The organism is Streptomyces pactum (assembly GCF_016031615.1).
Taxonomy (GTDB): Bacteria; Actinomycetota; Actinomycetes; order Streptomycetales; family Streptomycetaceae; genus Streptomyces; species Streptomyces pactus.
This window is the reverse complement of sequence record NZ_JACYXC010000001.1, coordinates 1249618-1275151: the sequence shown is the minus strand read 5'-3', so window position 1 is coordinate 1275151 and position 25534 is coordinate 1249618. Positions and strand designations below refer to the sequence as shown.

23 protein-coding genes and 1 rRNA gene are annotated in these 25534 nt (G+C 73.2%); 15 read left to right on the top strand and 9 right to left on the bottom strand.

All coding sequences use genetic code 11. The features are described from left to right. Window positions 1-159 precede the first annotated feature (159 nt). Entirely contained in the window at window positions 160-441 is a 282-nt protein-coding gene (locus IHE55_RS05095) for a hypothetical protein (RefSeq protein WP_197987927.1), read from the top strand. A 246-nt stretch (window positions 442-687) separates the two neighbouring features. On the opposite strand, the gene IHE55_RS05090 is transcribed toward IHE55_RS05095, so the two are convergent. Further along, entirely contained in the window at window positions 688-1362 is a 675-nt protein-coding gene (locus tag IHE55_RS05090; protein ID WP_197987926.1) for a FadR/GntR family transcriptional regulator, read from the bottom strand. Window positions 1363-1657: 295 nt separating this feature from the next. On the opposite strand from IHE55_RS05090, the gene IHE55_RS05085 reads away from it, so the two are divergent. The 4 genes from IHE55_RS05085 (at window position 1658) to IHE55_RS05075 (ending at window position 4892) form a co-directional block, all read left to right on the top strand. Continuing rightward, on the top strand, window positions 1658-3016 hold the full coding sequence (locus IHE55_RS05085; protein WP_197987925.1) for a CynX/NimT family MFS transporter: 1359 nt from the start codon (window positions 1658-1660) through the stop codon (window positions 3014-3016). Window positions 3017-3039: 23 nt separating this feature from the next. Then, a complete protein-coding gene (locus IHE55_RS32140) occupies window positions 3040-3159 on the top strand; it encodes an SGM_5486 family transporter-associated protein (protein ID WP_269671481.1) in 120 nt (39 codons plus the stop codon). A gap of 903 nt (window positions 3160-4062) precedes the next feature. Continuing rightward, window positions 4063-4230 (top strand): hypothetical protein, encoded by a 168-nt coding sequence (locus IHE55_RS05080; protein ID WP_372442626.1) that lies wholly within the window; start codon window positions 4063-4065, stop codon window positions 4228-4230. Window positions 4231-4373: 143 nt separating this feature from the next. After that, window positions 4374-4892, top strand: a complete 519-nt coding sequence (locus tag IHE55_RS05075; RefSeq protein ID WP_197987923.1) for a SixA phosphatase family protein — start codon at window positions 4374-4376, stop codon at window positions 4890-4892. A gap of 476 nt (window positions 4893-5368) precedes the next feature. On the opposite strand, the gene serB is transcribed toward IHE55_RS05075, so the two are convergent. Both serB and IHE55_RS05065 read right to left on the bottom strand, forming a co-directional pair. Further along, window positions 5369-6604, bottom strand: a complete 1236-nt coding sequence (serB, locus tag IHE55_RS05070) for a phosphoserine phosphatase SerB (RefSeq protein ID WP_197987922.1) — start codon at window positions 6602-6604, stop codon at window positions 5369-5371. A gap of 124 nt (window positions 6605-6728) precedes the next feature. Then, window positions 6729-8201, bottom strand: coding sequence for a streptophobe family protein (locus IHE55_RS05065; RefSeq protein ID WP_197987921.1), 1473 nt, complete (start codon window positions 8199-8201; stop codon window positions 6729-6731). A gap of 220 nt (window positions 8202-8421) precedes the next feature. On the opposite strand from IHE55_RS05065, the gene IHE55_RS05060 reads away from it, so the two are divergent. After that, window positions 8422-11184 carry an FHA domain-containing protein gene (locus tag IHE55_RS05060; RefSeq protein WP_372442625.1) on the top strand — a complete coding sequence of 921 codons (2763 nt, stop codon included), beginning with the start codon at window positions 8422-8424 and terminating at the stop codon, window positions 11182-11184. 167 nt (window positions 11185-11351) lie between these two features. Here IHE55_RS05060 and IHE55_RS05055 read toward each other — a convergent pair whose 3' ends face one another. Continuing rightward, on the bottom strand, window positions 11352-12161 hold the full coding sequence (locus IHE55_RS05055; RefSeq protein WP_197987920.1) for a transglycosylase SLT domain-containing protein: 810 nt from the start codon (window positions 12159-12161) through the stop codon (window positions 11352-11354). Window positions 12162-12625: 464 nt separating this feature from the next. Continuing rightward, a complete protein-coding gene (locus IHE55_RS05050) occupies window positions 12626-13327 on the bottom strand; it encodes a nitroreductase family protein (RefSeq protein WP_197987919.1) in 702 nt (233 codons plus the stop codon). A 195-nt stretch (window positions 13328-13522) separates the two neighbouring features. Here IHE55_RS05050 and IHE55_RS05045 point away from each other — a divergent pair, with 195 nt between their 5' ends. The 3 genes from IHE55_RS05045 to IHE55_RS05035 all read left to right on the top strand — a co-directional run bounded on the left by IHE55_RS05045 (window position 13523) and on the right by IHE55_RS05035 (window position 15773). After that, the gene (locus IHE55_RS05045; protein WP_197987918.1) at window positions 13523-14680 is read left to right on the top strand and encodes a GAF domain-containing sensor histidine kinase; all 1158 of its coding nucleotides are present in this window, start codon (window positions 13523-13525) and stop codon (window positions 14678-14680) included. After that, window positions 14673-15323, top strand: a complete 651-nt coding sequence (locus IHE55_RS05040) for a response regulator (RefSeq protein ID WP_197987917.1) — start codon at window positions 14673-14675, stop codon at window positions 15321-15323. The genes IHE55_RS05045 and IHE55_RS05040 overlap by 8 nt, the downstream gene beginning before the upstream one ends. Before the next feature lie 213 nt (window positions 15324-15536). Beyond that, a complete protein-coding gene (locus IHE55_RS05035; protein ID WP_197987916.1) occupies window positions 15537-15773 on the top strand; it encodes a chaplin in 237 nt (78 codons plus the stop codon). A 410-nt stretch (window positions 15774-16183) separates the two neighbouring features. On the opposite strand, the gene IHE55_RS05030 is transcribed toward IHE55_RS05035, so the two are convergent. Beyond that, complete coding sequence (locus tag IHE55_RS05030; protein WP_197987915.1) at window positions 16184-16993, bottom strand: Rv1486c family protein; 810 nt, start codon at window positions 16991-16993, stop codon at window positions 16184-16186. A gap of 110 nt (window positions 16994-17103) precedes the next feature. Here IHE55_RS05030 and IHE55_RS05025 point away from each other — a divergent pair, with 110 nt between their 5' ends. From IHE55_RS05025 to IHE55_RS05015, 3 genes are all read left to right on the top strand, one after another. Continuing rightward, complete coding sequence (locus IHE55_RS05025) at window positions 17104-17895, top strand: ABC transporter ATP-binding protein (protein ID WP_197987914.1); 792 nt, start codon at window positions 17104-17106, stop codon at window positions 17893-17895. A gap of 130 nt (window positions 17896-18025) precedes the next feature. Next, window positions 18026-18448, top strand: a complete 423-nt coding sequence (locus tag IHE55_RS05020; protein ID WP_307826521.1) for an NfeD family protein — start codon at window positions 18026-18028, stop codon at window positions 18446-18448. Window positions 18449-18557: 109 nt separating this feature from the next. Continuing rightward, window positions 18558-19499, top strand: coding sequence for an SPFH domain-containing protein (locus tag IHE55_RS05015; protein ID WP_197987913.1), 942 nt, complete (start codon window positions 18558-18560; stop codon window positions 19497-19499). Window positions 19500-19685: 186 nt separating this feature from the next. Here the strand turns inward: IHE55_RS05015 and IHE55_RS05010 are convergent, their stop codons facing one another. Further along, window positions 19686-20189 carry an HNH endonuclease gene (locus IHE55_RS05010; RefSeq protein ID WP_197987912.1) on the bottom strand — a complete coding sequence of 168 codons (504 nt, stop codon included), beginning with the start codon at window positions 20187-20189 and terminating at the stop codon, window positions 19686-19688. Between the two features lie 240 nt (window positions 20190-20429). Continuing rightward, complete coding sequence (locus tag IHE55_RS05005; RefSeq protein WP_197987911.1) at window positions 20430-20969, bottom strand: YbhB/YbcL family Raf kinase inhibitor-like protein; 540 nt, start codon at window positions 20967-20969, stop codon at window positions 20430-20432. A gap of 85 nt (window positions 20970-21054) precedes the next feature. On the opposite strand from IHE55_RS05005, the gene IHE55_RS05000 reads away from it, so the two are divergent. Continuing rightward, entirely contained in the window at window positions 21055-21405 is a 351-nt protein-coding gene (locus tag IHE55_RS05000; protein WP_232265454.1) for a barstar family protein, read from the top strand. A gap of 159 nt (window positions 21406-21564) precedes the next feature. On the opposite strand, the gene IHE55_RS04995 is transcribed toward IHE55_RS05000, so the two are convergent. Continuing rightward, on the bottom strand, window positions 21565-22347 hold the full coding sequence (locus IHE55_RS04995) for a sporulation protein (RefSeq protein WP_197987909.1): 783 nt from the start codon (window positions 22345-22347) through the stop codon (window positions 21565-21567). Between the two features lie 335 nt (window positions 22348-22682). On the opposite strand from IHE55_RS04995, the gene IHE55_RS04990 reads away from it, so the two are divergent. After that, complete coding sequence (locus tag IHE55_RS04990) at window positions 22683-23366, top strand: DNA-3-methyladenine glycosylase (RefSeq protein ID WP_197987908.1); 684 nt, start codon at window positions 22683-22685, stop codon at window positions 23364-23366. A 530-nt stretch (window positions 23367-23896) separates the two neighbouring features. Next, window positions 23897-25425 (top strand): 16S ribosomal RNA (locus IHE55_RS04985). Window positions 25426-25534 lie beyond the last annotated feature (109 nt).

Below are 25534 nucleotides of genomic sequence, written 5' to 3'. Positions count from 1 at the left end.
CCGGCCCCGGCGACCGCCCCGGCGACCGGAGCCCCGGTCCCGCGGGTCGCGGTGGTCCGGCCGTTCACGGCGTCGGCCCCGCCGTCCGGGGCCTCCGGGGACGCGGCCCCGTGGTCCAGGGACCCGGCCCCGCGGTCCGGGAGGACGGTCGCGCCGTTCGTGACGGTGGCCCCGCCGGCCTCGGACGACCGGCCGCCGCGCGCCGCGGGCCGGGGCGCCTCGTGCAGCGCCTGGATCACCGGCTCCCGGGCCCACGCGAGCTGCTTCAACCCCGACCCGGCCGCCGACCGGGTCCAGCTGCACGTGGACTGCGCCCGCTGGTGGGACCCCGACCTGGCGAGCCACCCGGTCGAGGTCGGGCCCGCCCAGCACGTCCGCCTCTCCCAGCGCTGCTGGAAGGAGATACGGGAGGCCTGGGTCTCGCAGCGGTCCGAGGGCTGACCGGGGCGAACGGTGGCGGGCGGGTCGGCGGATGCCAGGGGGCCGGGTGCGCGGGCATCGGGGCCGAGCGGCCCGGCGGTGGGGAAACGGACGCGCGGCCCGGGGCGTCAACGGCCCGGGTGCCCGGTACCGCGTGCCAGGGGCCCGGGCACGCGGTACCGGGCACCCGGGTGGCGGGCACGGGCCCGCGGGCGGGTACGCCGACCCCACGGGCAGGCGCGGAACCCGGCGCGCCCGCCGGTGGTCTCAGCGGGGGGCGAACCGGCAGGAGAAGGCGTGCTCGCTCGCCTCGGCCGCCGCCCGGTCCCCGTCACCGGCCCGGATCGCCGCCACCAGCCGTGCGTGGTCCACGTACCCCTCCGGCCGCAGCTCGGCGCCGACGTCCGCGCGCAGGAACTCCCGCAGCACCCCGCCCAGATCGGCGTAGAGCTCGGCCAGCACCTCGTTGTGCGAGGCCGCCACGATCGCCAGGTGCAGTGTGGCGTCGGCCTCCACGAACGCCTCCGCGTCCCCGGACGCCCAGGCCCGCTCGCGCCGGTCCAGCAGCGCCTCGATCTGCCGCAGGTCCTGCTCGGTACGGCGCTCCGCGGCCAGCTGCGCCGCCTTGGTCTCCAGGGCGGTACGCAGCTCGGCGACGTGCAGCGGCCGGGCGTCGGCGAACCGGCGGTGCATCACCCCGGCCAGCTCGCTGGTGGCCAGGACATAGGTGCCCGACCCCTGGCGGATGTCCAGCAGCCCGTTGTGCGCCAGTGCGCGGACCGCCTCCCGCACGGTGTTCCGGGCCACCCCGAGCTGTTCGACCAGCTCCGGCTCGGTGGGGATGCGGGAGCCCACCGGCCACTCACCGGAGGTGATCTGGGCGCGCAACTGGGCGATCACCTGGTCGGCGAGCGCGGATCGCCGGGGCGAGGTCAGCGGCATGACTCTCCTGGCCTGGGGCCTTCACTCGGGGGCCGGACGTACCCATGATGCCGCCCGGAGGCCGTCACGGGGCCACCCCGGCGACGCGGGGGCGACGGACGCCGGCACGGCGCGAGGCCGCTCCGGGGCCCGTCACCGGTACGGGCACCACCGCGTGCGCCGCCGGCGCACGCACCACCGGTACACGCCTCGACGGCGCATGCGCCAGGGACGCGCACGCCCCCGGGCTGGCCCGGACGACCGCGCGGGCGGCGCGGTGGACAGCTATTCATCCCATGATTCTATGATGGTCGCCATGACAGAGCAGCGTGCCCTCAGCGACACCGCCGCAGCACCCGCCCGGCCCGCCGCCGGCGACGGGGGTCCGGCCGTACCGGGGCGCGGCGCGGTACCCGGGCCGTCCGGCCGCCCCTCGGGGGCCGGAGGCACCCTCCCGGACGCGGGTGAGGCCGGCGGCGGCGCCGGCGGGCGGCAGCTCCTGGTCGTCCTCGGGCTGGTGCTCGCCGCGCTCAACCTGCGGCCCGCCATCACCAGCCTCGGTTCCCTCATGGAGGAGGTCCGCGACGGGCTCGGGATGAGCGGCACCGTCGCCGGACTGCTCACCTCCGTGCCCGCGCTGTGCTTCGCGGTCTTCGGCCTCGCCGCACCGCGGCTCGCGCGCCGCTGGGGCCCGGCCACCGTGGTCTGCGCCGGGCTGGTGGCGATCACCGCCGGGCTGGCGGTGCGCCCGCTGATGGGCGGCACCGCGGCCTTCCTGGCGGTCAGCGCGCTGGCGCTGGCCGGCATCGCGGTGAGCAACGTCCTGATGCCGGTGATCGTCAAGCGTTGGTTCCCGGACCGGGTCGGCGCGATGACCGGCGTGTACTCGATGGCCCTGTCGCTCGGCACCGCGGTGGCGGCCGCCGCCACCGTCCCGCTGACCGGCGCGCTGGACGCCGGCTGGCGGCTGGGCCTGGGGATGTGGGCGGTCCTGGGCGGCCTCGCCGTACTGCCCTGGTTCGCCATCGCCCGTGGCCGCACCAACCGCGAGTCACGCGCCGCGGCCACCGGCGGCGCGGCCCAGGAGGCGCCCACCGGCCGGATCGCCCGCAGCGCCACCGCCTGGTCGCTGGCCGTCTTCTTCGGCCTCCAGGCCACCGGCGCCTACATCACCATGGGCTGGATGCCGCAGATCTTCCGCGACGCCGGGGTCTCCGCCTCCACCGCGGGCGTCCTGCTGGCCGTCACCATGGTGATGGGCGTGCCGCTGTCCTTCGTGCTGCCGCGCATCGCCGCCCGCCTCCGCCACCAGGGAATCCTCGTCGTGGCGCTCGGGGCCTGCGGCCTGAGCGGCTACGCGGGGCTGTGGCTCGCGCCGGCCGGCGGCGCCTGGGCGTGGGCGCTGCTGCTGGGCATCTCCAACTGCGCCTTCCCGCTGGCGCTGACGATGATCGGCATGCGGGCCCGGACCAGCTCCGGGGTGGTCCGGCTCTCCGCCTTCGCCCAGTGCACCGGCTACCTGATCTCCATCCCCGGCCCGCTGCTGGTGGGTGCCCTGTACCAGCACAGCGACGGCTGGGGCCTGCCGATCGCCCTCATGGCGTCGCTCATGGTGCCGCAGATCGTGGCCGGTGTCCTGGCCGGGCGGGACCGAACCCTGGAGGACGAGCTGTGACCGGGCGGTGGGACACTGGGGCCATGTCTCCTGTGCTCGACCCCAACCCGCAGAACGGGCAGAAGAAGCTGCTCGGCATCCTCGGCGCGATGCTGCTCATCACGGTGATCATCGGGGTGGTGGCCACCATCGCCGCCCCCTGACCCGTCCGCCCCGCGCGGGTGCGGTGACCGCGGCCCCGGTGACCCTCCCGGGGGCGGCGGCGCGCCGGCTCCCGGTGAGCGTGCGGTGGCGCGGCGCCGGCCGGTCCCGGGGCGCCGGCGTCCGGCCTTCCGGGGCGTGGACGGCGCGGTGCGTCCCCGGCGCCCTGTGGCGCGGTACGCCCGGCTGTGCGGTGGCCGCGGTACGTCCCGGAAGTCTTGCGGCCGGGCTTTCGTACGCAGGGTGGTCCGGCGCCCGACGGGTACACCGGCGGGTGCACGGCGCGTACACCGGCGGAGCGGCGCCCGGCCCGATGCGGCGCGGCGCGGCGTGCGGCCACGCCTTCCCCGTGAGCGGTTTCCCCGCACGGCCAGCGGCGACGTGCCGTCCGGCCTTCGGGTGACGTCCGGGGCCGGTGGCCGGGGGCGAGGCCCGGGGCGGATCCGCGGGTGAGGCCCGAGGCGGTGTCCGGAGGCGGCGCCCGGGGCAGCGCCCGTCGGCGTGATCTGGCACGGTCACCGGCCTGGCCGGCGCGGGGCCCCGTGCGCCACAGCAGGACGCCGTGGGCCACGACGGGACGCGGCGGCGCCGGGTGGCCGCGGCGGCACCGGCGGGACGCGGCGGTACCGCGCGGCTGCGGCCTCCCAGGGTCCCGCTCCCCTGCCGCCGGCCCGCCCGACCGCCCGGGGGTGGGGTTATCCCCCCTGTCCCCTAGGGGGTCAAGGTCAGGGTCAAGTGGGTGGTTCACCGGATGGGAACGGTAGCGGCCCCTCCGTAGATTCGAGGTGTCGCGGTGAGCGAGTGCCGCGACGGCCGCAGCCGCTCCCCGTCCTTTCGGAGGCGATCCCATGTCCGCCCGGTCACCCCGCCCCTTGTCCCGGTCCGCCGGTACGGCCCCCGGCGGCGTGGACATCCGGCTCCCGTGGTGGGGTATCGCCCTGCCCGCCTTGGCCTTCGCCGCGCTGCTCCTGCTGATATCGGGCTCCGCGGACGCGCACGCGGCCGAGGGCGGCGGAGCGCTCTCGCAGTTCGTCGGCGCGGTCCGGCACGCCCTCCTCGACCAGCTGCCGTGACCCCTGCCGGCCCCGGTGACGGGCCCGCTCGGCGGCGGCTCCCGGCGCGCGCCGCCCGGCCGGAGTTCCCGGCGGCTCCGACCGGTGCGGAGAGCTTCCAACACCCCGCGACTGGCACCGGGATTCATGCGAAGCTGGGACGCATGAGCGTCGATGTGCCCCGAAGGATCGTCCTGTTCCGACATGCCAAGGCCGAGTGGGCCCAGGAATCCGACCACGAACGGCCACTGGCCGAGCGCGGCCGCAAGGACGCACCGGCCGCCGGGCTCTGGCTGGCCGGCACAGGCATCGACCCGGACCTCACCCTGTGCTCCACGGCGGTGCGCACCCGGGAGACATGGAAGCTGGCCGTCCAGGAGCTGCCGCGGCGCCCCCGGACCGTCTACGACGAGCGGCTGTACGAGGCGTCCCTCGGCGAGCTGATCGCCGTGCTCAACGAGACGCCCGAGGAGGTCGAGGACCTGCTGGTGGTCGGACACAACCCGGGCATGCACGCCCTGGCCGACGCCCTCACCGGCGAGGCGGAGGGCGACCTGCTGCCCCGGATGAACCGCAGCGGGTTCCCCACCGCCGCGATGGCGGTGGTGAGCTTCAGCGGTGCCTGGAAGAACGTGGAGCACAACATCGGACGGCTCGTCGCCTTCTGGGCACCGCACGCCTGATCTCCCGGGCCCGCTCCGTCCGGCTCTCCACCCCGAGGCCGCCTGGGCCCGCCCGCCCCGGCGCCTGGGCCCCCGCCTCACCCGGACCGTTCCGGCGGTGGGCGGCGGCCCCCGGCCGCCGGGCAGGGCGCCCGGCGGCCGGGGACCCGGTGCGAGCGGGAGGCCCGCCGTGGGGTGCGGTTCACGTCGGGCCCGGCCCGTGGGGGAGCGCGGTTCACCGTGGGGCCCCGGGCCGCCGGGTGGTACGGCGCGCGGCTCAGCCCTGGTCCGGTGGGCCGGGGCCACGGTACGGACCGGCTCACGGTGCGCCGGCCCGCGAAGGTGCCGACCACGGCGGGCACGGCCGGGGCGTGCGGCCCGGTCGGCGTGGTGACCGGGCCGGCCATCGGGGCGCTCGGGGCCGCTCCCGGGTCAGCGCCCCCGGAGCGGCCCCGACGGCCGGCCGCCGGCGCCGTCCCGGCGGGCGGCAGGGCCGGTCAGTCGGAGTGCGTCTCCGCCGCCTCGACCTCTTCCCGGGTGATGCCCAGCAGATAGAGCACGGTGTCCAGGAACGGCACGTTCACCGCGGTGTGCGCGGCCTCCCGCACCACCGGCTTGGCGTTGAAGGCCACACCCAGACCCGCCGCGTTCAGCATGTCCAGGTCGTTCGCCCCGTCACCGATCGCCACCGTCTGCGCCAGCGGCACCCCGGCCTCGGCCGCGAAGCGGCGCAGCAGCCGGGCCTTGCCCGCCCGGTCCACCACCTCTCCGACCACCCGGCCGGTGAGCTTGCCGTCCACCACCTCCAGGGTGTTGGCCGAGGCGAAGTCCAGGCCCAGCCGCTCCTTGAGGTCGTCGGTGACCTGGGTGAAGCCGCCGGAGACCACCCCGACCTGGTAGCCGAGCCGCTTGAGGGTGCGGATCAGGGTCCGGGCGCCGGGGGTGAGCCGGACCTCGGCCCGCACCTTGTCCACCACCGACTCGTCGATGCCCTTCAGCAGCGCCACCCGGGCGTGCAGGGACTGCTCGAAGTCCAGCTCCCCGCGCATCGCCCGCGCGGTCACCTCGGCGACCTCGGCCTCGCACCCGGCGTGCGCGGCGAAGAGCTCGATCACCTCGTCCTGGATCAGGGTGGAGTCCACGTCCATCACCACCAGCCGCTGCGCCCGGCGCTGCAGACCGGAGGCGACCACCGCGACGTCCACCCCCAGCGCCGCGGCCTCGGTGGCCAGCGCGGTGCGCAGCGGCTCGGTCTGAGCCCCGGAGACCTCGAACTCCACGGCGGTGACGGGGTACTTCGCCAGCCGGAAGATCCGGTCGATGTTGCCGCCGGTGCCGGTGATCCGGGCCGCGATGGCCGCGGTGGACCGGGCGGTCAGCGGGTGGCCCAGCACCGTGACGTGCGAGCGGCCGACGCCGCGCGGGCGGTTGTCACCCCTACCGGTGATGATCTCCGCCTGGAGACGGAGGGATTCCGCCCAGCTGTGCACGGTGGCGCGCAGGTCGCCCTCGGTCACGCCGGCGGCCGCAGGCGGGGTCACCAGGGCGCACAGCACTATGCGCCCCCGGGTGACCACCTGTTCGATGTCGACGACGTCCACGCCGTAGGCGGCGAGGGTGTCGAAGAGGCCGGCGGTGATGCCGGGGCGGTCCTTGCCGAAGATCTTGACGAGGAGGGTGGGATCGTTCTCGCCCGGTACGGCGTTGGCAGGTGGGATCTGCGATGCGCTCATGGTGTTACCACCGTATCGGGCTCGCCGGAAGCGTCGCGCGGCCGTCCGGGCTGCGGACAGCCGTGCGACGGGGAGTGTTCCGCTCGCGGTCATCACGCCGTCACGCAAACCGGTCGATGTCAGGTTATCCGGGACCGCCTTCCCGCGCTCCCCGGGAGCGGGATTCCGGGCCGGAACCTCCCGCCCGTCCGCCCGGGGGCGCCGGCCCGCCCGGCCGCCCGGGCCCGCCGGCAACGACCCCGGCGGCCCCGGTGTACCAGGCGGCCAGCGCGCCGGCGAACCCCGCCGCCGCACCCCACGCCGCGCCCAGCAGTACCGCCCACGGAACGCTGCCGTGCAGGTCGAGCCCGGCGGCGAAGGCGTCGAAGCCGAACACCGACAGCCCGGCCGTCGCGGACACCCCGGTCAGCCGGACCAGCAGCGGCAGCGCCAGCGCGGTGGCGACCCCCAGCCGCAGCGCGCACCACCCGGCGAAACCGTACGGGCCCCGGTCCCGCCCGCCAGGCCCGGTCCCGGCCGGCACCGGGGTCCGGGCGGCGGTGAGCACCCCGGCCGCCAGCATCATCAGCACGCAGCCGACGACCAGCAGCCAGACCCTGCCGTCCTGCTCCGCCAGCCGGCCGACGGTGATCCGCTCCTCGGTCCCCGTCCCGAGCAGCTCGTCCAGCGGATCCGGCAGCACCTGCCGCAGCGCACCGGTCGCCGTGCCGTGCCAGGGCACGAACAGGCCCAGCGGCACCCCGGTGCCCGCCCCGTTCGGCGCGCCGATCAGGGTGCCGCCCAGCACCAGCCGCGGATGCTCGTCGCCGATGGAGGCGTACACCCCGGCCGCGGTCGCGGCGCCGGTCGCCAGCAGCAGCACCGTGCAGAGCGCCGAGGCGGCGGGCCGTACCACGGGGTGGACGGCTTCCCAGCCGCGCGGCAGCGGGGTGCGGCGGGAGACCAGCAGCGCCAGCAGGAGCACCCCCGCCACCCACACCGCCCCGCCCAGCAGGGTGCGGGCGGTCGCCACGGTGATGCCCACCTCGGCCTCCGCGCCGGCCAGGTCCACCAGCCGGTCCGGCAGCAGCCCGCCGCCGATGTCCGCGAGGTCGCCGAGGTCGGCCGGGAGCCGCCCGGCACCCTCCCCGGCCGCCCGGCCCAGGGTCGAACCGTCGATGGTGACGGTGTCGTCGGCCACCCAGCACAACCCGGCCAGCACCAGCAGGAAGAGCACCGCCACCGCTCCGGCCCGGACCGCGAGCCCGGCCGGCGTCGGCACCGGTCCGGCCCGGCGCAGCGCACGCAGGAACACCCCGCCGAGCAGCAGTGCCCCGGTCAGCGAGACACCCAGCGGCATCACGTCGATCGCGCTGGTGGCGTCCGCGCCCTCCAGGCCGAACACCCGCACGTCCCCGGACGGTTCGACCGACCCGCCCACCGCGAGGACCACCGTGGCGGCGGTCATCGGCCCCAGCGACCCCGCCCGGTCGGCCTCCATCAGATGGAGGCCGAGCGCGCCGACGCCCACCATCGCCAGGAACGCCCAGCCCACCGCGGCCAGGGCGGACAGCAGCACCTCGCCGGTGCGGCCCCGGCCGCCGTGGTTCGCCGCCATGGTGATGCCCCCGGTCGTCGGGAGTGTCCGGATGGTCCATGGTCGACGCCATCACCGGGTGTCCACCACTCGCCGGGGCCTTTCGGATGAGCCGAGCCTGCCCGATAGTCGCCCTTGCCAACGCCCGACTTCCGGTTCCGGGACCGGGCCTGAAATAGTTCCCCACGATGTTCGCCATCCCTAGACTCCCTGGCGCAGGGGGACATTCGGGGGACAACTAGTGGGGCATGGAGTGCCGGAACTCGTACTGGAATTGAATGGACAGACCTGGGCACTTGACCCGTCCAGGTCGTACACCCTCGGGCGTGACCCGCAGGGCGACGTGGTGTTCGAGGACGCCAGGGTCTCCTGGCGGCATGCGACGGTGCGCTGGGGCGGTCACGGCTGGCTCATCGAGGACCACGGCAGCACCAACGGCACCTACATGCAGGGGCAGCGGATCCAGCAGACCGAAATCGGCCCCGGTTCGGTGGTGCACCTGGGCAACGCGACCGACGGCCCGCGGCTGACGGTCGCCGCCGCGGCGCCCGCCGCGTCCGGTGCCTTCGGCGCGCAGCACGCCCCGGCCGCACCGGGGCAGGCACCGCCGGCTCCGCACCCGTCGGCCCAGCCGCAGCAGCCGGGCGCGTGGCCCGGCGCCGGCGGGCCGTCGTACCAGCCGCAGGCGCCGCAGGGCTGGCCGCAGGCCCCGCACCAGGGTCACCCGGCGCCCGGCCACCAGCCGCCGCAGCCCCGGCAGGCAGCCGGCCACCGGTCGCCGCAGGCTCCCGGACCCCAGGGGTACCAGGCGCCCCAGGGCCACCCCGCACACCTGGCCCCTCAGCCGCAGCAGGGACACCAGGCACCGCAACCGCCGCACCAGGCACCGCCCGGCGCGGGGGTCCACCAGCCACCGCCCGGCGCGTCGCGGCCGGGGCCCGTGCCGCAGCAGCACGGCCCCGGGCAGGGCCCGGACCGCCCGGCGCCGACGGCCGGCGACCGCCACCCCACGAGCTTCCACCATGTGGCCGCCGGCCGGGTGATGCGGATCGGCCGTGCCCTGGAGAACGACCTGGTCGTCTCCGACCTCCAGGTCTCGCGCAACCACGCGGAGTTCCGGGCGCTGCCGGACGGCCGCTTCGAGATCGCCGACCTGGGCAGCCACAACGGCACGTACGTCAACGGCCAGCCGGTCCGCCGGCAGGTCATCGGCCCCAACGACATCGTCGGTGTCGGCCACTCCACGTTCCGCCTCGTCGGGGACCGGCTGGAGGAGTTCGTCGACACCGGTGAGGTGTCCTTCTCCGCCCGCCATCTGACGGTGACGGTGGACGGCGGCAAGCAGATCCTCAAGGACGTCTCCTTCGGGGTGCCGGAGAAGTCCCTGGTCGCGGTCATCGGCCCGTCCGGGTCCGGCAAGTCCACCCTGCTCAAGGCGCTGACCGGGTACCGCCCGGCCAACCAGGGCGAGGTCCTGTACGACAACCGGAACCTCTACAAGCAGTTCGCCGAGCTGCGGCAGCGCATCGGGCTGGTCCCGCAGGACGACATCCTCCACAAGGAGCTGTCGGTGCGGACCGCGCTGAAGTACGCCGCCAAGCTCCGCTTCCCCGGCGACACCGCCGAGGCCGAGCGCACCGCCCGCATCGACGAGGTGCTGCGCGAGCTGAAGCTCGACATCCACGCCGACAAGAAGGTCACCTCGCTCTCCGGCGGCCAGCGCAAGCGGGTCTCGGTCGCGCTGGAGCTGCTCACCAAGCCGTCGCTGATCTTCCTGGACGAGCCCACCTCGGGCCTGGACCCGGGCATGGACCGCGACGTGATGAAGCTGCTGCGCGATCTGGCCGACGACGGCCGCACCGTGCTGGTCGTCACCCACTCGGTGGCCGAGCTGGCCCTGTGCGACAAGCTGCTGGTCATGGCCCCGGGCGGCTCGGTGGCGTACTTCGGCCCGCCGGAGGAGGCGCTCAACTTCTTCGGCTACGAGACCTGGGCGGACGTCTTCTCGGCGTTCGAGAACTACCGCGACTACGACTGGTCGGGCCGCTGGCGCGGCTCCGAGCACTACCGCCTCTACGCGGCGGAGCTGGACGCCGTCGCCCCGCAGTCGGTGCCCGTCCAGCCGCCGCCGGCCCGGGTGCACAAACCGCAGACCTGGGGCTCCCAGCTGTTCACGCTGATCCGCCGCTACGTCTCGGTGATCGCCTCGGACCGCGGCTTCCTGGCCCTGATGGTCATCCTGCCCGCGGTCCTCGGCGGGGTCTCGGTCGTCATACCCTCCGACTTCGGGCTGACGATGCCACCCCGGGGCCAGTTCAACCAGGACGCCGGCACGATCATGATGATCCTGGTGGTCGGGATGTGCTTCTCCGGCGCGGCGAACTCGGTCCGGGAACTCATCAAGGAACGGGTGATCTACGAACGGGAACGGGCCGTGGGCCTGTCCCGGTCCGCCTACCTGATGTCCAAGGTGATCGTCCTGGGCGTGATCACCGCCTTCCAGGGCGTGATCATCTGCGCCATCGGCTTCTCCGTCCGCGAGCTGCCCGAGGAGGGCCTCATCCTCCCGGCCGGCGCCGAGCTGTGCCTGGCGATCATCGCCATCGGCTTCACCTCGATGATGATCGGCCTGGTCATCTCCGCACTGGTGAAGACCGCCGAGAAGACCATGCCGCTGCTGGTCATGTTCGCCATCGTCCAGGTCGTCTTCACCGGCATCCTGTTCAAGATCTACGGATCGCCCGGCATCGAGCAGTTCGCCTGGCTGATGCCGGCCCGCTGGGCGGTCGGCGCCGCGGCCGCCACCTTGGACTTCGGCCCCGGCCCCGGCCACGTGATGGCGCCCTGGGACCGCAAGAAGCCCGACGACCTGGACCCGCTGTGGGAGCACGCCACCGGCCAGTGGGCCATCGACATGTTCGTGCTGATCGCGCTCGGCGTCGCCTGCGGCTTCGCGGTGGCGCGGCTGCTGCGCCGGCACGAGCCGGAGGTCATGCGCAAGTGAGCCGCGCCCGGTCCCGGTGACCCCGCGGCCCCGGTGACCGGCCTGCCCGGCCCGCCGACCGGCGCGACGCCACGAGGGCGGCACCCCTGCCGGGGTGCCGCCCTCGTCCGTGTCCGGCGCACGGCCGCCGCGCCCCGAGGGGGACGGGGCCGCGGTACCGGACCGGATCAGTACGCGGAGTTCACGTTGTCCATCGAGCCGTAGCGGTCGGCGGCGTAGTTGCAGGCCGCGGTGATGTTGGCGACCGGGTCGTAGATGTCCCAGGAGGTGCCCTCGACGTGGTACGCCTTGAAGGTCGGCGGGATCACCTGGAGCAGACCCTTGGACGGGATGCCGTTGATCGCGTTGATGTCCCAGTTGTTGATCGCCCGCGGGTTGCCCGAGGACTCCCGCATGACGTTGCGGTGGATGCCCTCGTAGGTGCCCGGGATGCCCTTCTCCTTCAGGATGGCGAGGGACTCCCGGATCCACCCGTCCAGGTTGTCCGGGTAGCTCGGCTTGGCCGGGGCGGCCTTCGGACGGGGGGCGGGCGCCGGCGCGGCCTTGGCGACCGGCTTGCGCTCGTGCGAGCGGTTGGCGGCCTCGGCGGCGGCGCGCTTCTTGGCGATCTGGTCCTTGATCACCTGCTCGCGCTCGGCCTTGGCCCGGGCGGCGGCCCGCTCCTCGGCGGCGGCGGCCTTCTTCAGGTCGGTGGCCTTCTTCAGGTCCGCGGCCTTCTGAACGGCCTCGGCGTCGGCCTGCTGCACGGCCATCGCGGACCGCTGGGTGAGGCTGTCCTGCTGGATCTCCGCACCGAAGGCGGTGGTGCTCAGCTGGGTGACCGGCTTCGCCGACAGCGCCTGGGACTGCGGCTCGGCCTGGGCGCTGCCGCCCGGCACGAGGGTGAAGGCGAGGGCGGCGGTGCCGACGGCGGCGACGCCGGCGGCGGAAATCTTGTGGGTCTTGGTCAGACGGCTATAACCGGAGATGCTGCGCATGGGCGGTGTAAGTCCTCTTCCAATCGCTCGGAGTCGCAGAGGCCGTTCGGCGCTGAAAGAGCGCCGTTTCGATTCCACGGCGCCGTGCGACTCGGCAATTGTTAGCGGCGGTAAAAACGCCTGGCAAAGGTGTGACCTACGACCCGGGATAGTGGATCCCGGACCCGGCGAATACCCGCGGGGCCTTTGGGAAACAAGCCCACCGGGGCATCCGCCGTCCACTAATCCCGGTCGTAGGTGACGTGGGTCCTATGCGCAGGGTCACACGGGAGCCCCCGCCCGCTCGCTCTCCGTGGCCCGGCGGACACGGAAAAACGAAACGCGGCGCGGCCCGCCCACCGGGCGGCCGCGCCGCGTCGTTCACCGCCGGGGCCGGCGTTCTCCCCGTACACCGCCGGCCCGGCTTTTCTCCCGCCCGCCGCCGGCCCGGGATTTTCCCGGTCCGCCGCCGGGGCCGCCGCCGGTCAGATCTCCGTGAGAACCTGCGGCAGCGATTTGCGGACCAGATCCGGCACCACGCAGTCCTCGGCCGGATAACCCACCGGGATCACCGCGAACGCCTTCTCGTTCTCCGGGCGGCCCAGCACCTCGGAGAGGAACCGCATCGGACTGGGGGTGTGCACCAGCGCCGCCAGCCCGCACAGGTGCAGCGCGGACAGCAGCATGCCCACCGCGATCCCCACCGACTCGTCCACGTAGTAGTGCTTGCGGCGCTCGCCGTCCGGCCCCAGCCAGTAGCGCTGCTGGAACACCACGATCAGCTCCGGCGCGTCCGTCAGGTGCGCCTTGATCTCGTCCGTCCCCAGCGGGCGCAGCGCGGCCAGCCACTCCTCGCCCAGCCGCCCCTGGTAGGAGACGCGCTCCTCGGCCTCGGCGGCCTCCCGGATCCGCCGCCGCATCCCGGCGTCCTTGATCCGGACGAACGACCAGGGCTGCTGGTGTGCGCCGGACGGCGCGGTGGCGGCACAGGCGATGGCGTCGCGGACCGCCTGCTCGGGCACCGGGTCGGGCGCGAACTGCCGCACGGTCCGGCGGGCGGACATCCGCTCCCGCAGCTCGGCCGCGCGGGCCAGGGTCTCCTGCGGTGGCATCCGGTCGGGGCGGTAGGGCACCGGGCGGTACGGGGCGCCGTGGGTGGGGGTCCAGCTCCTCATTGGTATGGACATATGCAGGATTCTGCGGGCGGCACCCGGCGCCGAGGAACCGGTTCGCCGCGACGTACCACCACGGCTACGACTTTCGACGGAGGCGCCGGTGGACGGCGGGCGAGCCCGCCCGGCAGGACCTACGACCGGGGCCGGGGCCCGCGCCCGCCGCCGGGCCGATACCCGGGCCCCGGCCCCGCCGGTACGGTGACCTCCATGAACACAGGCACGGGCGGCGTTCCGGGAGCGGGCCTGGCGAGCGTCAGCAGTGCGCTGCTGGCCATGAGCCGCCACCTCGAAGTACGCGATGTGCTCCAGACCATCGTGGTCTCGGCCCGCCAGCTCCTGGAGGCGGAGTACGCGGCGCTGGGCGTCCCCGACGACCACGGCGGCTTCGCCCAGTTCGTGGTGGACGGGGTGGACGAGGAGCAGTGGAAGGCCATCGGCCCGCTGCCCCGCCAGCACGGGATCCTCGCCGAGATGCTCCACGACGCCACCCCGCAGCGCCTGGCCGACGTCCGCCGGCACCCCAGCTTCGAGGGCTGGCCGGCCGCCCACCCGGAGATGTCGGACTTCCTCGGCCTGCCCATCGCCGACGGGGAGGAGGTGCTCGGCGCGCTCTTCCTCGCCAACAAGAAGTGCCCCAAGCCCGCCGGCGGCTGCGGCTTCACCGCCGACGACGAGGAACTGCTGGGCATCCTCGCCCAGCACGCCGCCATCGCGCTCACCAACGCCCGGCTCTACGAGCGGAGCCGGGAACTGACCATCGCGGGGGAGCGCGCCCGGCTCGCCCACGAACTGCACGACGCGGTCTCCCAGAAGCTGTTCTCCCTCCGGCTGACGGCCCAGGCCGCCGCCGCCCTGGTGGACCGCGACCCGGCGCGCGCCAAGACCGAGCTCCAGCAGGTGGCCGCGCTCGCCGCCGAGGCCGCCGACGAGCTGCGCGCCGCGGTGGTGGAGCTGCGGCCCGCGGCACTGGACGAGGACGGCCTGGTCGCCACCCTGCGCACCCAGATCCAGGTGCTGGACCGGGCCCACACCGCCGAGGTCACCTTCACCGCCCCCGGCGTCCGCGCGCTCCCGGCGGCCCAGGAGGAGGCGGTGCTGCGGGTGGCGCAGGAGGCCCTGCACAACGCGCTGCGGCACTCCGGCGCCCGGCGGGTGGACGTCACCCTCGCCCGGCGCGGCACCGGCGTCCTGCTGCGGGTACGTGACGACGGTCGCGGCTTCGACCCCTCGGCCGTACGGCGCGCGGGACGGCACCTGGGCCTGGTGTCCATGCGGGACCGCGCCCAGGGCGTCGGGGGCCGGCTCACCGTGACGTCGGAGCCCGGGAAGGGCACCGTGATCGAGATGGAGGTGCCCGGTGGCTGAACCGGAGGAGAGGATCCGCGTCCTGCTCGTCGACGACCACCAGGTGGTCCGGCGGGGGCTGCGTACCTTCCTGGAGGTGCAGGACGACATCGAGGTCGTCGGCGAGGCGGCGGACGGCGCGGAGGGCGTGGCCCGCGCCCAGGAACTGCGCCCCGACGTGATCCTCATGGACGTGAAGATGCCGGGGACCGACGGCATCGAGGCGCTGCGCGGACTGCGCGAGGCCGGGAACCCGGCCCGGGTCCTGGTGGTCACCAGCTTCACCGAGCAGCGCACCGTGGTGCCGGCGCTGCGCGCGGGCGCCGCCGGCTACGTGTACAAGGACGTGGACCCCGACGCGCTGGCCGGTGCCATCCGCTCCGTGCACGCCGGCCATGTGCTGCTCCAGCCGGAGGTGGCCGGGGCACTGCTGTCCCAGGAGGAGGCCAACGGCGGCCAGGGGCGCCAGGGCACCCTCACCGAACGGGAGCGCGAGGTGCTGGCGCTGATCGCCGACGGCCGCTCCAACCGGGAGATAGCCCGCGCCCTGGTGCTCTCCGAGAAGACGGTCAAGACGCACGTGTCGAACATCCTGATGAAGCTGGACCTGGCCGACCGGACCCAGGCGGCGCTGTGGGCGGTGCGGCACGGGATCGGTGACTGAGCACCGCCCCCGTCCCTCCCTCGGAACAGGCCCCGGGACTTGAGAACCGCTGGAGAACCGGCTGTGGGAAGGTCATCGGTCGAACCGAGATTCATACCGTCGGGTGTATGTCACCCGAATGGCGTCACCCGGCGGGGCCCGCGGCGTTCTCCAGTGCGTGCCACGGCGTACGGCCGTGGCAGCACGCCAGGAGGGTTTGATCACGTGAAGAACATGAAGAAGCTCGCAGCCGCCACGATCGCCGCGGGTGGCCTCGTCATCGCCGGTGCGGGTGCCGCTTCCGCCGCCGGCAACGGTGGTGCCGTCGGCGGTGCCGTCGGTTCCCCGGGAGTGGTGTCCGGCAACGTGATCCAGGTGCCGGTGAACGTCCAGGCGAACGTGTGCGGCAACACCGTCGACGTCGTCGGTGTGCTGAACCCGGCCGTCGCCAACGGCTGCGGCAACATCTGACCGCCGGCCGCCCGTCGCGGGCGGCGGAAGGGGCCCCGTACGTCACACCGACGGCCGGGGCCCCGCTCCATGCGCCCGGCCGGTCAGGCGGCCCCGCCGCTCCCCGTAGGACGTCGCTCGCCCCAGGACGTGCCGCTCCCCATGGGAAGGGGGCGACAGCGGCGCCGATCGCCACGGCCGGAGCCGTCGGCACCACGGCGTCCGCGGCCTCGACCGGGCCCCGGCGGCACCACGCCTCCCGTCGCCTCCACCGGGTCGCCACGGCCTTCCGCGGCGGCCCGACTCCGGCGGCGCCACCCCTTCCGCCGGTCCCTTCACGACCGGAAGCCCGCCGGAAGCCCGGCGGCGCCACCCCCTTCGGCCCCTTCCCCGGTCGGGACCGGACGCGCCCTCCCACCGGCCGGTCCCGGTCAGGGCCGGTCGCGGCGCCGCTCCCGCTCCTCCACGTACGCGTTGTACGCGGCCACCTGCGCCCGCCGCGCGGTGCGCTCCACCGGACGCAGCGCCTCGGCCCGCGCCGCGATCTGCGCCGCGCTCACCGCCGCGCCGTGCTCCCGTCCGTCCCCGCCCGGGGCGTGCGCGATGGCCACCAGCGCCCCCACCCGCTGCGCCAGCTCCAGCACCCGGGCCGCCCGCGGCGGGTACCCGGGCGCGAGCACCTCCCGGCCGCGCGCCGCGCGCGCCCGGTACGCCTCCAGCGCCGCCTGCGCGACCGGGCCGGACCCCGCGACGTCCAGCCGGGACAGCACCTCGGTGGCCTCCCGCAGCGCCTCCGCCAGCTCCCGTTCCGCCTCGCCGAGCGAGGGCACGTCCGCGGGCGGCGCGTCCCGCACCGGCAGGCAGTGCCACACCACGTCCACCCGCACATCGCCTCGCGGGCCGGCCTCGAAGACCTCCGGCACCAGCCCCAGGGACACGCCCGGAACGACCACCGCCTCGCCCGCCTCCAGCGCCCGCGCGTTGAACTCCGGCGGGCCGCTGAGCCCCAGCGGGTGCCCGGGCACCGGCAGCGCCAGCCCCAGCCCGGTGGCGCCCAGCGCCCGCAGCCGGCCGAGCGCGAGCGTCAGCCCCACCGGCGCCGGCTCCGCCGGGAGACCGGCCACCCGGTGCGTGGCGTCGTCCCCGGTGATGTGGTGGGCCGCGTCGTCCGGTGAGACAAGTCCGGCAAGCAGGGCATTCCCCCATGCCGTGAGACGTCCTGATCGAGGTTCGTCGAGCATGCCCCCAGCCTAAGGACCGGCACCCGCGGGCAGTGGCGTAGGTTTTCCCTCGGGGGCTGCGCTTACCGGCGTACCCGACATTCGAGACTGCAATGGGAGACAACGCGCTCATGAGCGAGGTTCTGGAGCTGGTGGACGTATCCGTGGTCCGCGACGGCCGGGCTCTGGTGGACAAGGTCTCCTGGTCGGTCGCCGAGGGGGAGCGCTGGGTGATCCTCGGCCCCAACGGCGCCGGCAAGACGACCCTCCTCAACGTCGCCTCCAGCTATCTCTTCCCGACCACCGGCAGCGTCACCATCCTCGGCGACCGGCTCGGCGGGGTGGACGTCTTCGACCTGCGCCCGCGCATCGGCATGGCCGGTATCGCCATGGCGGACAAGCTGCCACGCAGCCAGACGGTCCTGGAGACCGTGCTGACCGCGGCCTACGGCATGACCGCCCACTGGCGGGAGAGCTACGAGGCCGTGGACGAGGACCGCGCCCGGGCCTTCCTCGACCGCCTCGGCATGAACGACTACCTCGACCGCAAGTTCGGCACCCTCTCCGAGGGCGAGCGCAAGCGCACCCTGATCGCCCGCGCCATGATGACCGACCCCGAGCTGCTGCTCCTCGACGAGCCCGCAGCCGGGCTCGACCTCGGAGGCCGCGAGGACCTGGTGCGGCGCCTGGGCCGGCTCGCCCGCGACCCCCTCGCCCCCTCCATGCTCATGGTGACCCACCACGTCGAGGAGATCCCGCCCGGCTTCACCCACGTCCTGATGATCCGCCAGGGCAAGGTGCTCGCCGCCGGCCCGATCGACACCGAACTCACCGCCCGCAACCTCTCCCACTGCTTCGGCCTGCCGCTGATCGTGGAGCGCAACGGCGACCGCTGGACCGCCCAGGGCCTGCCCCTGCGCTGACCCGGCCACCCCACCGGCCCGGCGGTACCGCCGCCCGCCCGCACCGCGCCCCACCGGCCCGCCCGGTGGGGCGCGGTGCCGCTCCGGCCGCGCCCTGTCCCCGCACACCCCGGCCAACTACCATGACCGTGTGGACGGATGGGTGTGGTGGCTGATCGCCGCCGTGGGGCTGGGCATCCCCCTCGTACTGACCGCGATGCCGGAGTTCGGCATGGTCGCGGTCGGCGCCGTGGCCGGCGCCGTGACCGCCGCCCTCGGGGCCGGACCGGTGCTCCAGGTACTGGTCTTCGCGGCCGTCTCGGTCGCGCTGATCGCCGTGGTACGCCCGATCGCCAACCGGGCCCGCCGGGACCGGCCCCGGCACCTCAGCGGCATCGACGCCCTGAAGGGCCGTCAGGCGGTTGTCCTGGAACGGGTGGACGGCAGCGGCGGCCGGATCAAGCTGGCCGGCGAGGTGTGGTCCGCGCGCTCACTCGACGGCGACCAGATCTACGAACCGGGGCAGCAGGTCGATGTGGTGGACATCGAGGGCGCCACCGCCGTGGTCATGTGAGGCCGTCAAGCTGCGCCGCGCACCGGTTATCTGAAAGACTTCAACATCATCGTCCGATGAGACCGCCAGGCTTGACAATCCAGAAGCACGAAGGGCACGGGGAGCCAGTGTGAATCCGATCATCATCGTCCTGATCATCCTGGTGATTCTCGTCTGCGTCGCGCTCATCAAGACGATCCAGGTGATTCCGCAGGCGAGCGCGGCCATCGTCGAGCGGTTCGGGCGCTACACCCGCACCCTCAACGCCGGTCTCAACATCGTCGTCCCGTTCATCGACACCATCCGCAACCGGGTGGACCTGCGGGAACAGGTCGTCCCGTTCCCCCCGCAGCCGGTGATCACCCAGGACAACCTGGTCGTCAACATCGACACCGTCATCTACTACCAGGTGACCGACGCCCGCGCCGCCACCTACGAGGTGGCCAGCTTCATCCAGGCGATCGAGCAGCTCACCGTCACCACGCTGCGGAACATCATCGGCGGCATGGACCTGGAGCGCACCCTGACCTCCCGCGAGGAGATCAACGCCGCCCTGCGCGGCGTCCTCGACGAGGCCACCGGCAAGTGGGGCATCCGCGTCAACCGCGTGGAGCTCAAGGCCATCGAACCCCCCACCTCCATCCAGGACTCGATGGAGAAGCAGATGCGCGCCGACCGCGACAAGCGCGCCGCGATCCTGCAGGCCGAGGGTGTCCGGCAGTCCGAGATCCTGCGCGCCGAGGGCGAGAAGCAGTCCGCGATCCTGCGCGCCGAGGGTGAGGCCAAGGCCGCCGCGCTGCGCGCCGAGGGCGAGGCGCAGGCGATCCGCACCGTCTTCGAGTCCATCCACGCCGGCGACCCGGACCAGAAGCTCCTCTCCTACCAGTACCTGCAGATGCTCCCGAAGATCGCCGAGGGCGACGCCAACAAGCTCTGGATCGTGCCCAGCGAGATCGGCGACGCGCTCAAGGGGCTCGGCGGGGCCATCGGCAACTTCGGCCCGATGGGCGGTGGCTCCGGCGGCGCCGCCAAGGAGGCCGCGCCGCGCCGCGAGCAGCCCAGGATCGACTGAACATCCGCCGCGCCCCCACACCACCGACGGGCTGCCGCCCGGCGCACTCCGCGCCGGGCGGCAGCCCGTTGCGCATGCCGTACCCGTCCTCCCCGCCCGCCGTGACCGTCCCGGCGCCGTCTCCGGCCGCGCTCAGCCGCGCCGCCGCGCCGGCCCGTCCGCCGCGCCGTGCCCGGCGGCCGCGCCTCACGGCAGCAGCGGTTCCCCGAGCGGCAGCTCGTCCTGCCGGCCGGCCCCCAGCGCCAGCAGCAGCGCGTCCGCCGGGGTCGGTTCGAACGGCTTGCTCAGCAGCGTCATCCCGGCCTGCTCCGGAGTACGGTCCGCCTTGCGGTGGTTGTCCGCGGCACAGGCCGCCACGGTGTTCAGCCAGGTGTCCCCGCCGCCGCGGGACCGCGGGACCAGGTGGTCCACGGTGGTGGCCCGCCGCCCGCAGTACGCGCACCGGTGCCGGTCCCGCACCAGCACCCCGCGCCGCGACCACGGTGCCTGTCTTCGGAACGGCACCCGTACGTACCGGCAGAGCCTGATCACCCGGGGCAGCGGTAGTTCCACGGCCGAGGCGCGCACCCGCAGCCGGGGGTGGGCCTGTTCGACGACGGCCTTGTCCTGGAGCACCAGGACCACCGCACGCCGCGACGTCACCGTCGCCAGCGGTTCGAAGCTCGCGTTGAGCACCAGGGTCTCGCGCATCCGACAACCACCTCCCGCGCCCGCTTCCGGGCCCGCGCCACCACGGCGGGGCCGGGACCCACTTTCTCCCGGGGCCCCGGCCGCGACAACGCAATTTCCGCCGTCGCACGGCGCGTTCGGCCCGGCGGCCAGGGCCGGGGGCCGGCGCACACCGTGACACGCGTCCGGCCCGGACGGGAGTCCCGCCCGGGCCGGAAGGGGTGCGGGGCCGGCCCGCCGGGGGCCGGTGCCCGGCGCGCGTCAGTCGCCGGCGGGTGCCTCGTACTCGCCGATCAGATGGGCACGGGCCAGGGTGTGGAAGCGCAGGTTGAACCCGACGACGGCCGGCGTCGCCTCCGCGTCCGGGCCGAGCTTCTCGGTGTCCACCGCGTAGACGGTGAAGACATAGCGGTGCGGGCCGTCACCGGGCGGCGGCGCGGCCCCGCCGAAGTCCCGGGTGCCGTAGTCGTTGCGCACCTGCACGGCACCGGCCGGCAGGCCCTCGAACGAGCCGCTGCCCGCCCCGGCCGGCAGCTCCGTCACCGACGCCGGGATGTCGAAGACCACCCAGTGCCAGAAGCCGCTGCCGGTCGGCGCGTCCGGGTCGAAGCAGGTGACAGCGAAGCTCTTGGTCTCCTCCGGGAAGCCCTCCCACCGCAGCTGCGGCGAGGTGTTCCCCGCCGCGTGGACCTGGGCGTCCTTCAGCGTGCCGCCGTCCTCCACATCGTCGCTCAGCACCGTGAACGACGGCACCGGGGGATGGAAGTCGTGGGGGAGCGGACGCCGGTTCTGCTCGGACACGTCGTGAACCTCCTGCTGCTCGTACCGGACGCGTGCGCGGCCAGCCTAACCAGCCGCCGCCGCCCGGTCCGGGACGATGCGGCACATGACTCCACCGCACTCCCGTCCGGTCCGGTACACCGCCGAACTCCACCTGGACGGCGTGACCGACAAGGCCGGGTTCCTCGATCGGTGCGCCCGGGACCTGGCACTGCCCGCGTGGTTCGGGCGCAACTGGGACGCCCTCGCCGACGTCCTCACCGATCTGTCGTGGTGGGGCCCGCGGCCCCAGGAGTACCTGCTGCGGGTCCACGGCTGGTCGGCGTTCCGCCGGGCGGCGCCGCACGACGCGGCCACCGCCGCCGGCATCCTGACCGACACGGAGACCTACTGGGCGTCCCGCGGCACCCCGCTCACCGTGGTCCTCGACCCGCTCCCCGCACCACCTCCGGGCTGAGCCCGGCGCCCGGCGCCCGGGAGGTACGGCGCTGGACGCGGCGGGGGCGCGCCGGGATCCCGGCGCGCCCCCGCACCACGGGCGGTCCGGGCGGCCGGCGCCGACCGCCCGCGGACCCGTGCGCCCCGCCGGACCCGGCCGGCGGGGCGCACCACGGGCTCAGAACCAGTTGCGCTTGCCGCCCACCTCGGCGAGCCACTGGTTGAGGTACGCGGCCCAGTCGGTGCCCTGGTAGGAGGAGAAGGCGACGGTGAACGCCCGGTAGGAGTCGCTGCCCTCGGTGAAGAGCCCCGGCTTCTTGTCCATCTCCAGCACCACGTCCATCTCACGGTCGTCCGCGACGAACGTCAGCTCCACCTGGTTGAGCCCCCGGTACTGCTCCGGGGCGTAGAACTCGATCTCCTGGTAGAACGGCAGCCGCTGCCGGGTGCCGCGGATGTGACCGCGCTCCAGATCGGCGCTCTTGAAACGGAAGCCCAGGGTGCCGAAGGCGTCGAGGATCGCCTGCTGAGCCGGCAGCGGGTGGACGTTGACCGGGTCGAGGTCACCGGAGTCCACCGCGCGGGCGATCCGCAGGTCGGTGGTGACCCCGACGTGCATACCGGTCAGGTGACGGCCGAGGAAGGTGGTGACGGGCGTCTCCCAGGGGATCTCCAGGGAGAACGGCACGGTGTGCACCGCCCCGGCCTGGACCTCGAAGGCACCGGCGACTTCGAGCCGGGTGAATTCGATGTCCTGCTTGACCTCCTGGTCCTGGCCCTCCACCTCCACGCGGGCCTGCAATCCGACCGAGACCCCTTCGATCTGCTGCGCGACCGAGCCGCCCTGAACGCGGACCTCGCCCTGGACCACACCACCGGGGACGACGTTCTCCTCGGTGAGCACCGTCTCCACCGACGCGCCACCGGCACCCAGACTCGCGAGCAGCTTCTTGAAGCCCATGTTCTTCCTCTCCGATACGTGATCAGTGGCCGGCCGGCCGCGCCGCGCACCGGGGTCCGTGACAGGGCCGTACCGCAGACCGCGCACCGTGCCCGGGTGACCTGCGGGGCCGGGCGGCGCGGTTCGGCCCCTACCCTCCCAGCCACCCGGCCTCCGCACCAACCATCCGGGGGCCCTTGCTCCCCGACGCACCAACCATCCGGGGGTCCTTGCTCCCCGACGGGTCGGCCCGGGTCCGCCGCCCCGGCGCCGGACCGGTGCCCGGGCCACGGCGGCACGACCGCGGCAGGTCCGTCGCGGCCCGGGTACCGGGCGTTGCACTACGCTCGAATCCCGTGACCGAGCGACCTGACCGCCTGCCGCTGGACCGCGCCTTCTTCCACCGACCGGTGCTGGACGTCGCCCCCGACCTGCTCGGCCGTACCCTGGTGCGCCGGACCCCCGAGGGCCCGGTGGAGGTGCGGCTGACCGAGGTGGAGGCGTACGCGGGCCCGGCCGATCCCGGCTCCCACGCGTACCGCGGACGTACTCCGCGCAATGCGGTGATGTTCGGCCCCCCGGGCCACGCCTACGTCTACTTCACCTACGGCATGTGGCACTGCCTCAACCTGGTCTGCGGTCCGGAGGGCACCGCGAGCGGGGTGCTGCTGCGGGCCGGGGAGGTCATCCGGGGCGTGGAGCTGGCGCGCAGGCACCGGCCGACCGCGCGCAACGACCACGAGCTGGCGAAGGGGCCGGCCCGGCTGGCCACGGCGCTCGACGTCGACCGGAGCCTGAACGGCGCCGACGCCTGCGACGGCCCCGAGGCGCCGCTGGGGATACTCACCGGCACGCCCGTGCCGCCGTCGCGGATACGCCAGGGGCCGCGGACCGGCGTGGGCGGCGCGGGCGCCACCCAGCCGTGGCGGTTCTGGATCGACGGCGACCGCTCGGTCAGCCCCTACCGGGCGCACACCCCCCGCCGGCGGGGCCGGGCGGCCGGCCGGACCGAACTTGACTCGGCCGGGCGGGATGCCTAATGTAGCCCGAGCCGCTTGACCGGGCCGTGTGACCGGAAGGGACCTCGTTCTCCTCCCGCACCACCTCGGGCGGCACACCCCACTACTGATGACTTCCCCTCCGGGGGTCTGCATTCCGGCGTGCCGGAATTCGGACCGAAAGGCTCGATTAGGAGCCGGCGGGGAAATCCGCTAAAGTAGTGATCACGCCGGAAGGCGCGAAACAAACCCCCTCCAACGGGGACCGGAAAAGAAATCCGAACCGGGAACGGAACGGAAAACGGATCTGGTAAGGTTGGAAACACCGAAGGGAAGCGCCCGGAGGAAAGCCCGAGAGGGTGAGTACGAAGGAAGCGTCCGTTCCTTGAGAACTCAACAGCGTGCCAAAAGTCAACGCCAGATATGTTGATACCCCGTCTCCGGGCCGGTGAATGGCCGGGAGTCGAGGTTCCTTTGAAGAAACACACACAGCGAGGACGCTGTGAACCGTCGGGACTATTCCTCCTGACGGTTCCGCTCAACGCGAGTGATGCCCCGAGTACGGGGAAGCATTCACGGAGAGTTTGATCCTGGCTCAGGACGAACGCTGGCGGCGTGCTTAACACATGCAAGTCGAACGATGAACCCGCTTCGGTGGGGGATTAGTGGCGAACGGGTGAGTAACACGTGGGCAATCTGCCCTGCACTCTGGGACAAGCCCTGGAAACGGGGTCTAATACCGGATATGACGCGTGACCGCATGGTCTGCGCGTGGAAAGCTCCGGCGGTGCAGGATGAGCCCGCGGCCTATCAGCTTGTTGGTGGGGTAATGGCCTACCAAGGCGACGACGGGTAGCCGGCCTGAGAGGGCGACCGGCCACACTGGGACTGAGACACGGCCCAGACTCCTACGGGAGGCAGCAGTGGGGAATATTGCACAATGGGCGAAAGCCTGATGCAGCGACGCCGCGTGAGGGATGACGGCCTTCGGGTTGTAAACCTCTTTCAGCAGGGAAGAAGCGAAAGTGACGGTACCTGCAGAAGAAGCGCCGGCTAACTACGTGCCAGCAGCCGCGGTAATACGTAGGGCGCGAGCGTTGTCCGGAATTATTGGGCGTAAAGAGCTCGTAGGCGGCTTGTCACGTCGGATGTGAAAGCCCGGGGCTTAACCCCGGGTCTGCATTCGATACGGGCAGGCTAGAGTTCGGTAGGGGAGATCGGAATTCCTGGTGTAGCGGTGAAATGCGCAGATATCAGGAGGAACACCGGTGGCGAAGGCGGATCTCTGGGCCGATACTGACGCTGAGGAGCGAAAGCGTGGGGAGCGAACAGGATTAGATACCCTGGTAGTCCACGCCGTAAACGTTGGGAACTAGGTGTGGGCGACATTCCACGTTGTCCGTGCCGCAGCTAACGCATTAAGTTCCCCGCCTGGGGAGTACGGCCGCAAGGCTAAAACTCAAAGGAATTGACGGGGGCCCGCACAAGCGGCGGAGCATGTGGCTTAATTCGACGCAACGCGAAGAACCTTACCAAGGCTTGACATACATCGGAAAGCGCCAGAGATGGTGCCCCCCTTGTGGTCGGTGTACAGGTGGTGCATGGCTGTCGTCAGCTCGTGTCGTGAGATGTTGGGTTAAGTCCCGCAACGAGCGCAACCCTTGTTCTGTGTTGCCAGCATGCCTTTCGGGGTGATGGGGACTCACAGGAGACTGCCGGGGTCAACTCGGAGGAAGGTGGGGACGACGTCAAGTCATCATGCCCCTTATGTCTTGGGCTGCACACGTGCTACAATGGCCGGTACAAAGAGCTGCGATACCGTGAGGTGGAGCGAATCTCAAAAAGCCGGTCTCAGTTCGGATTGGGGTCTGCAACTCGACCCCATGAAGTCGGAGTCGCTAGTAATCGCAGATCAGCATTGCTGCGGTGAATACGTTCCCGGGCCTTGTACACACCGCCCGTCACGTCACGAAAGTCGGTAACACCCGAAGCCGGTGGCCCAACCCCTTGTGGGAGGGAGTCGTCGAAGGTGGGACTGGCGATTGGGACGAAGTCGTAACAAGGTAGCCGTACCGGAAGGTGCGGCTGGATCACCTCCTTTCTAAGGAGCACATGGCCGACTGCGAGCGAATGTCTCGCACGGTTAGCTCATGGGTGGAACGTTGACTATTCGGCGCACTCTGGATCTTGTTTCTGCTAGTACTGCTTCG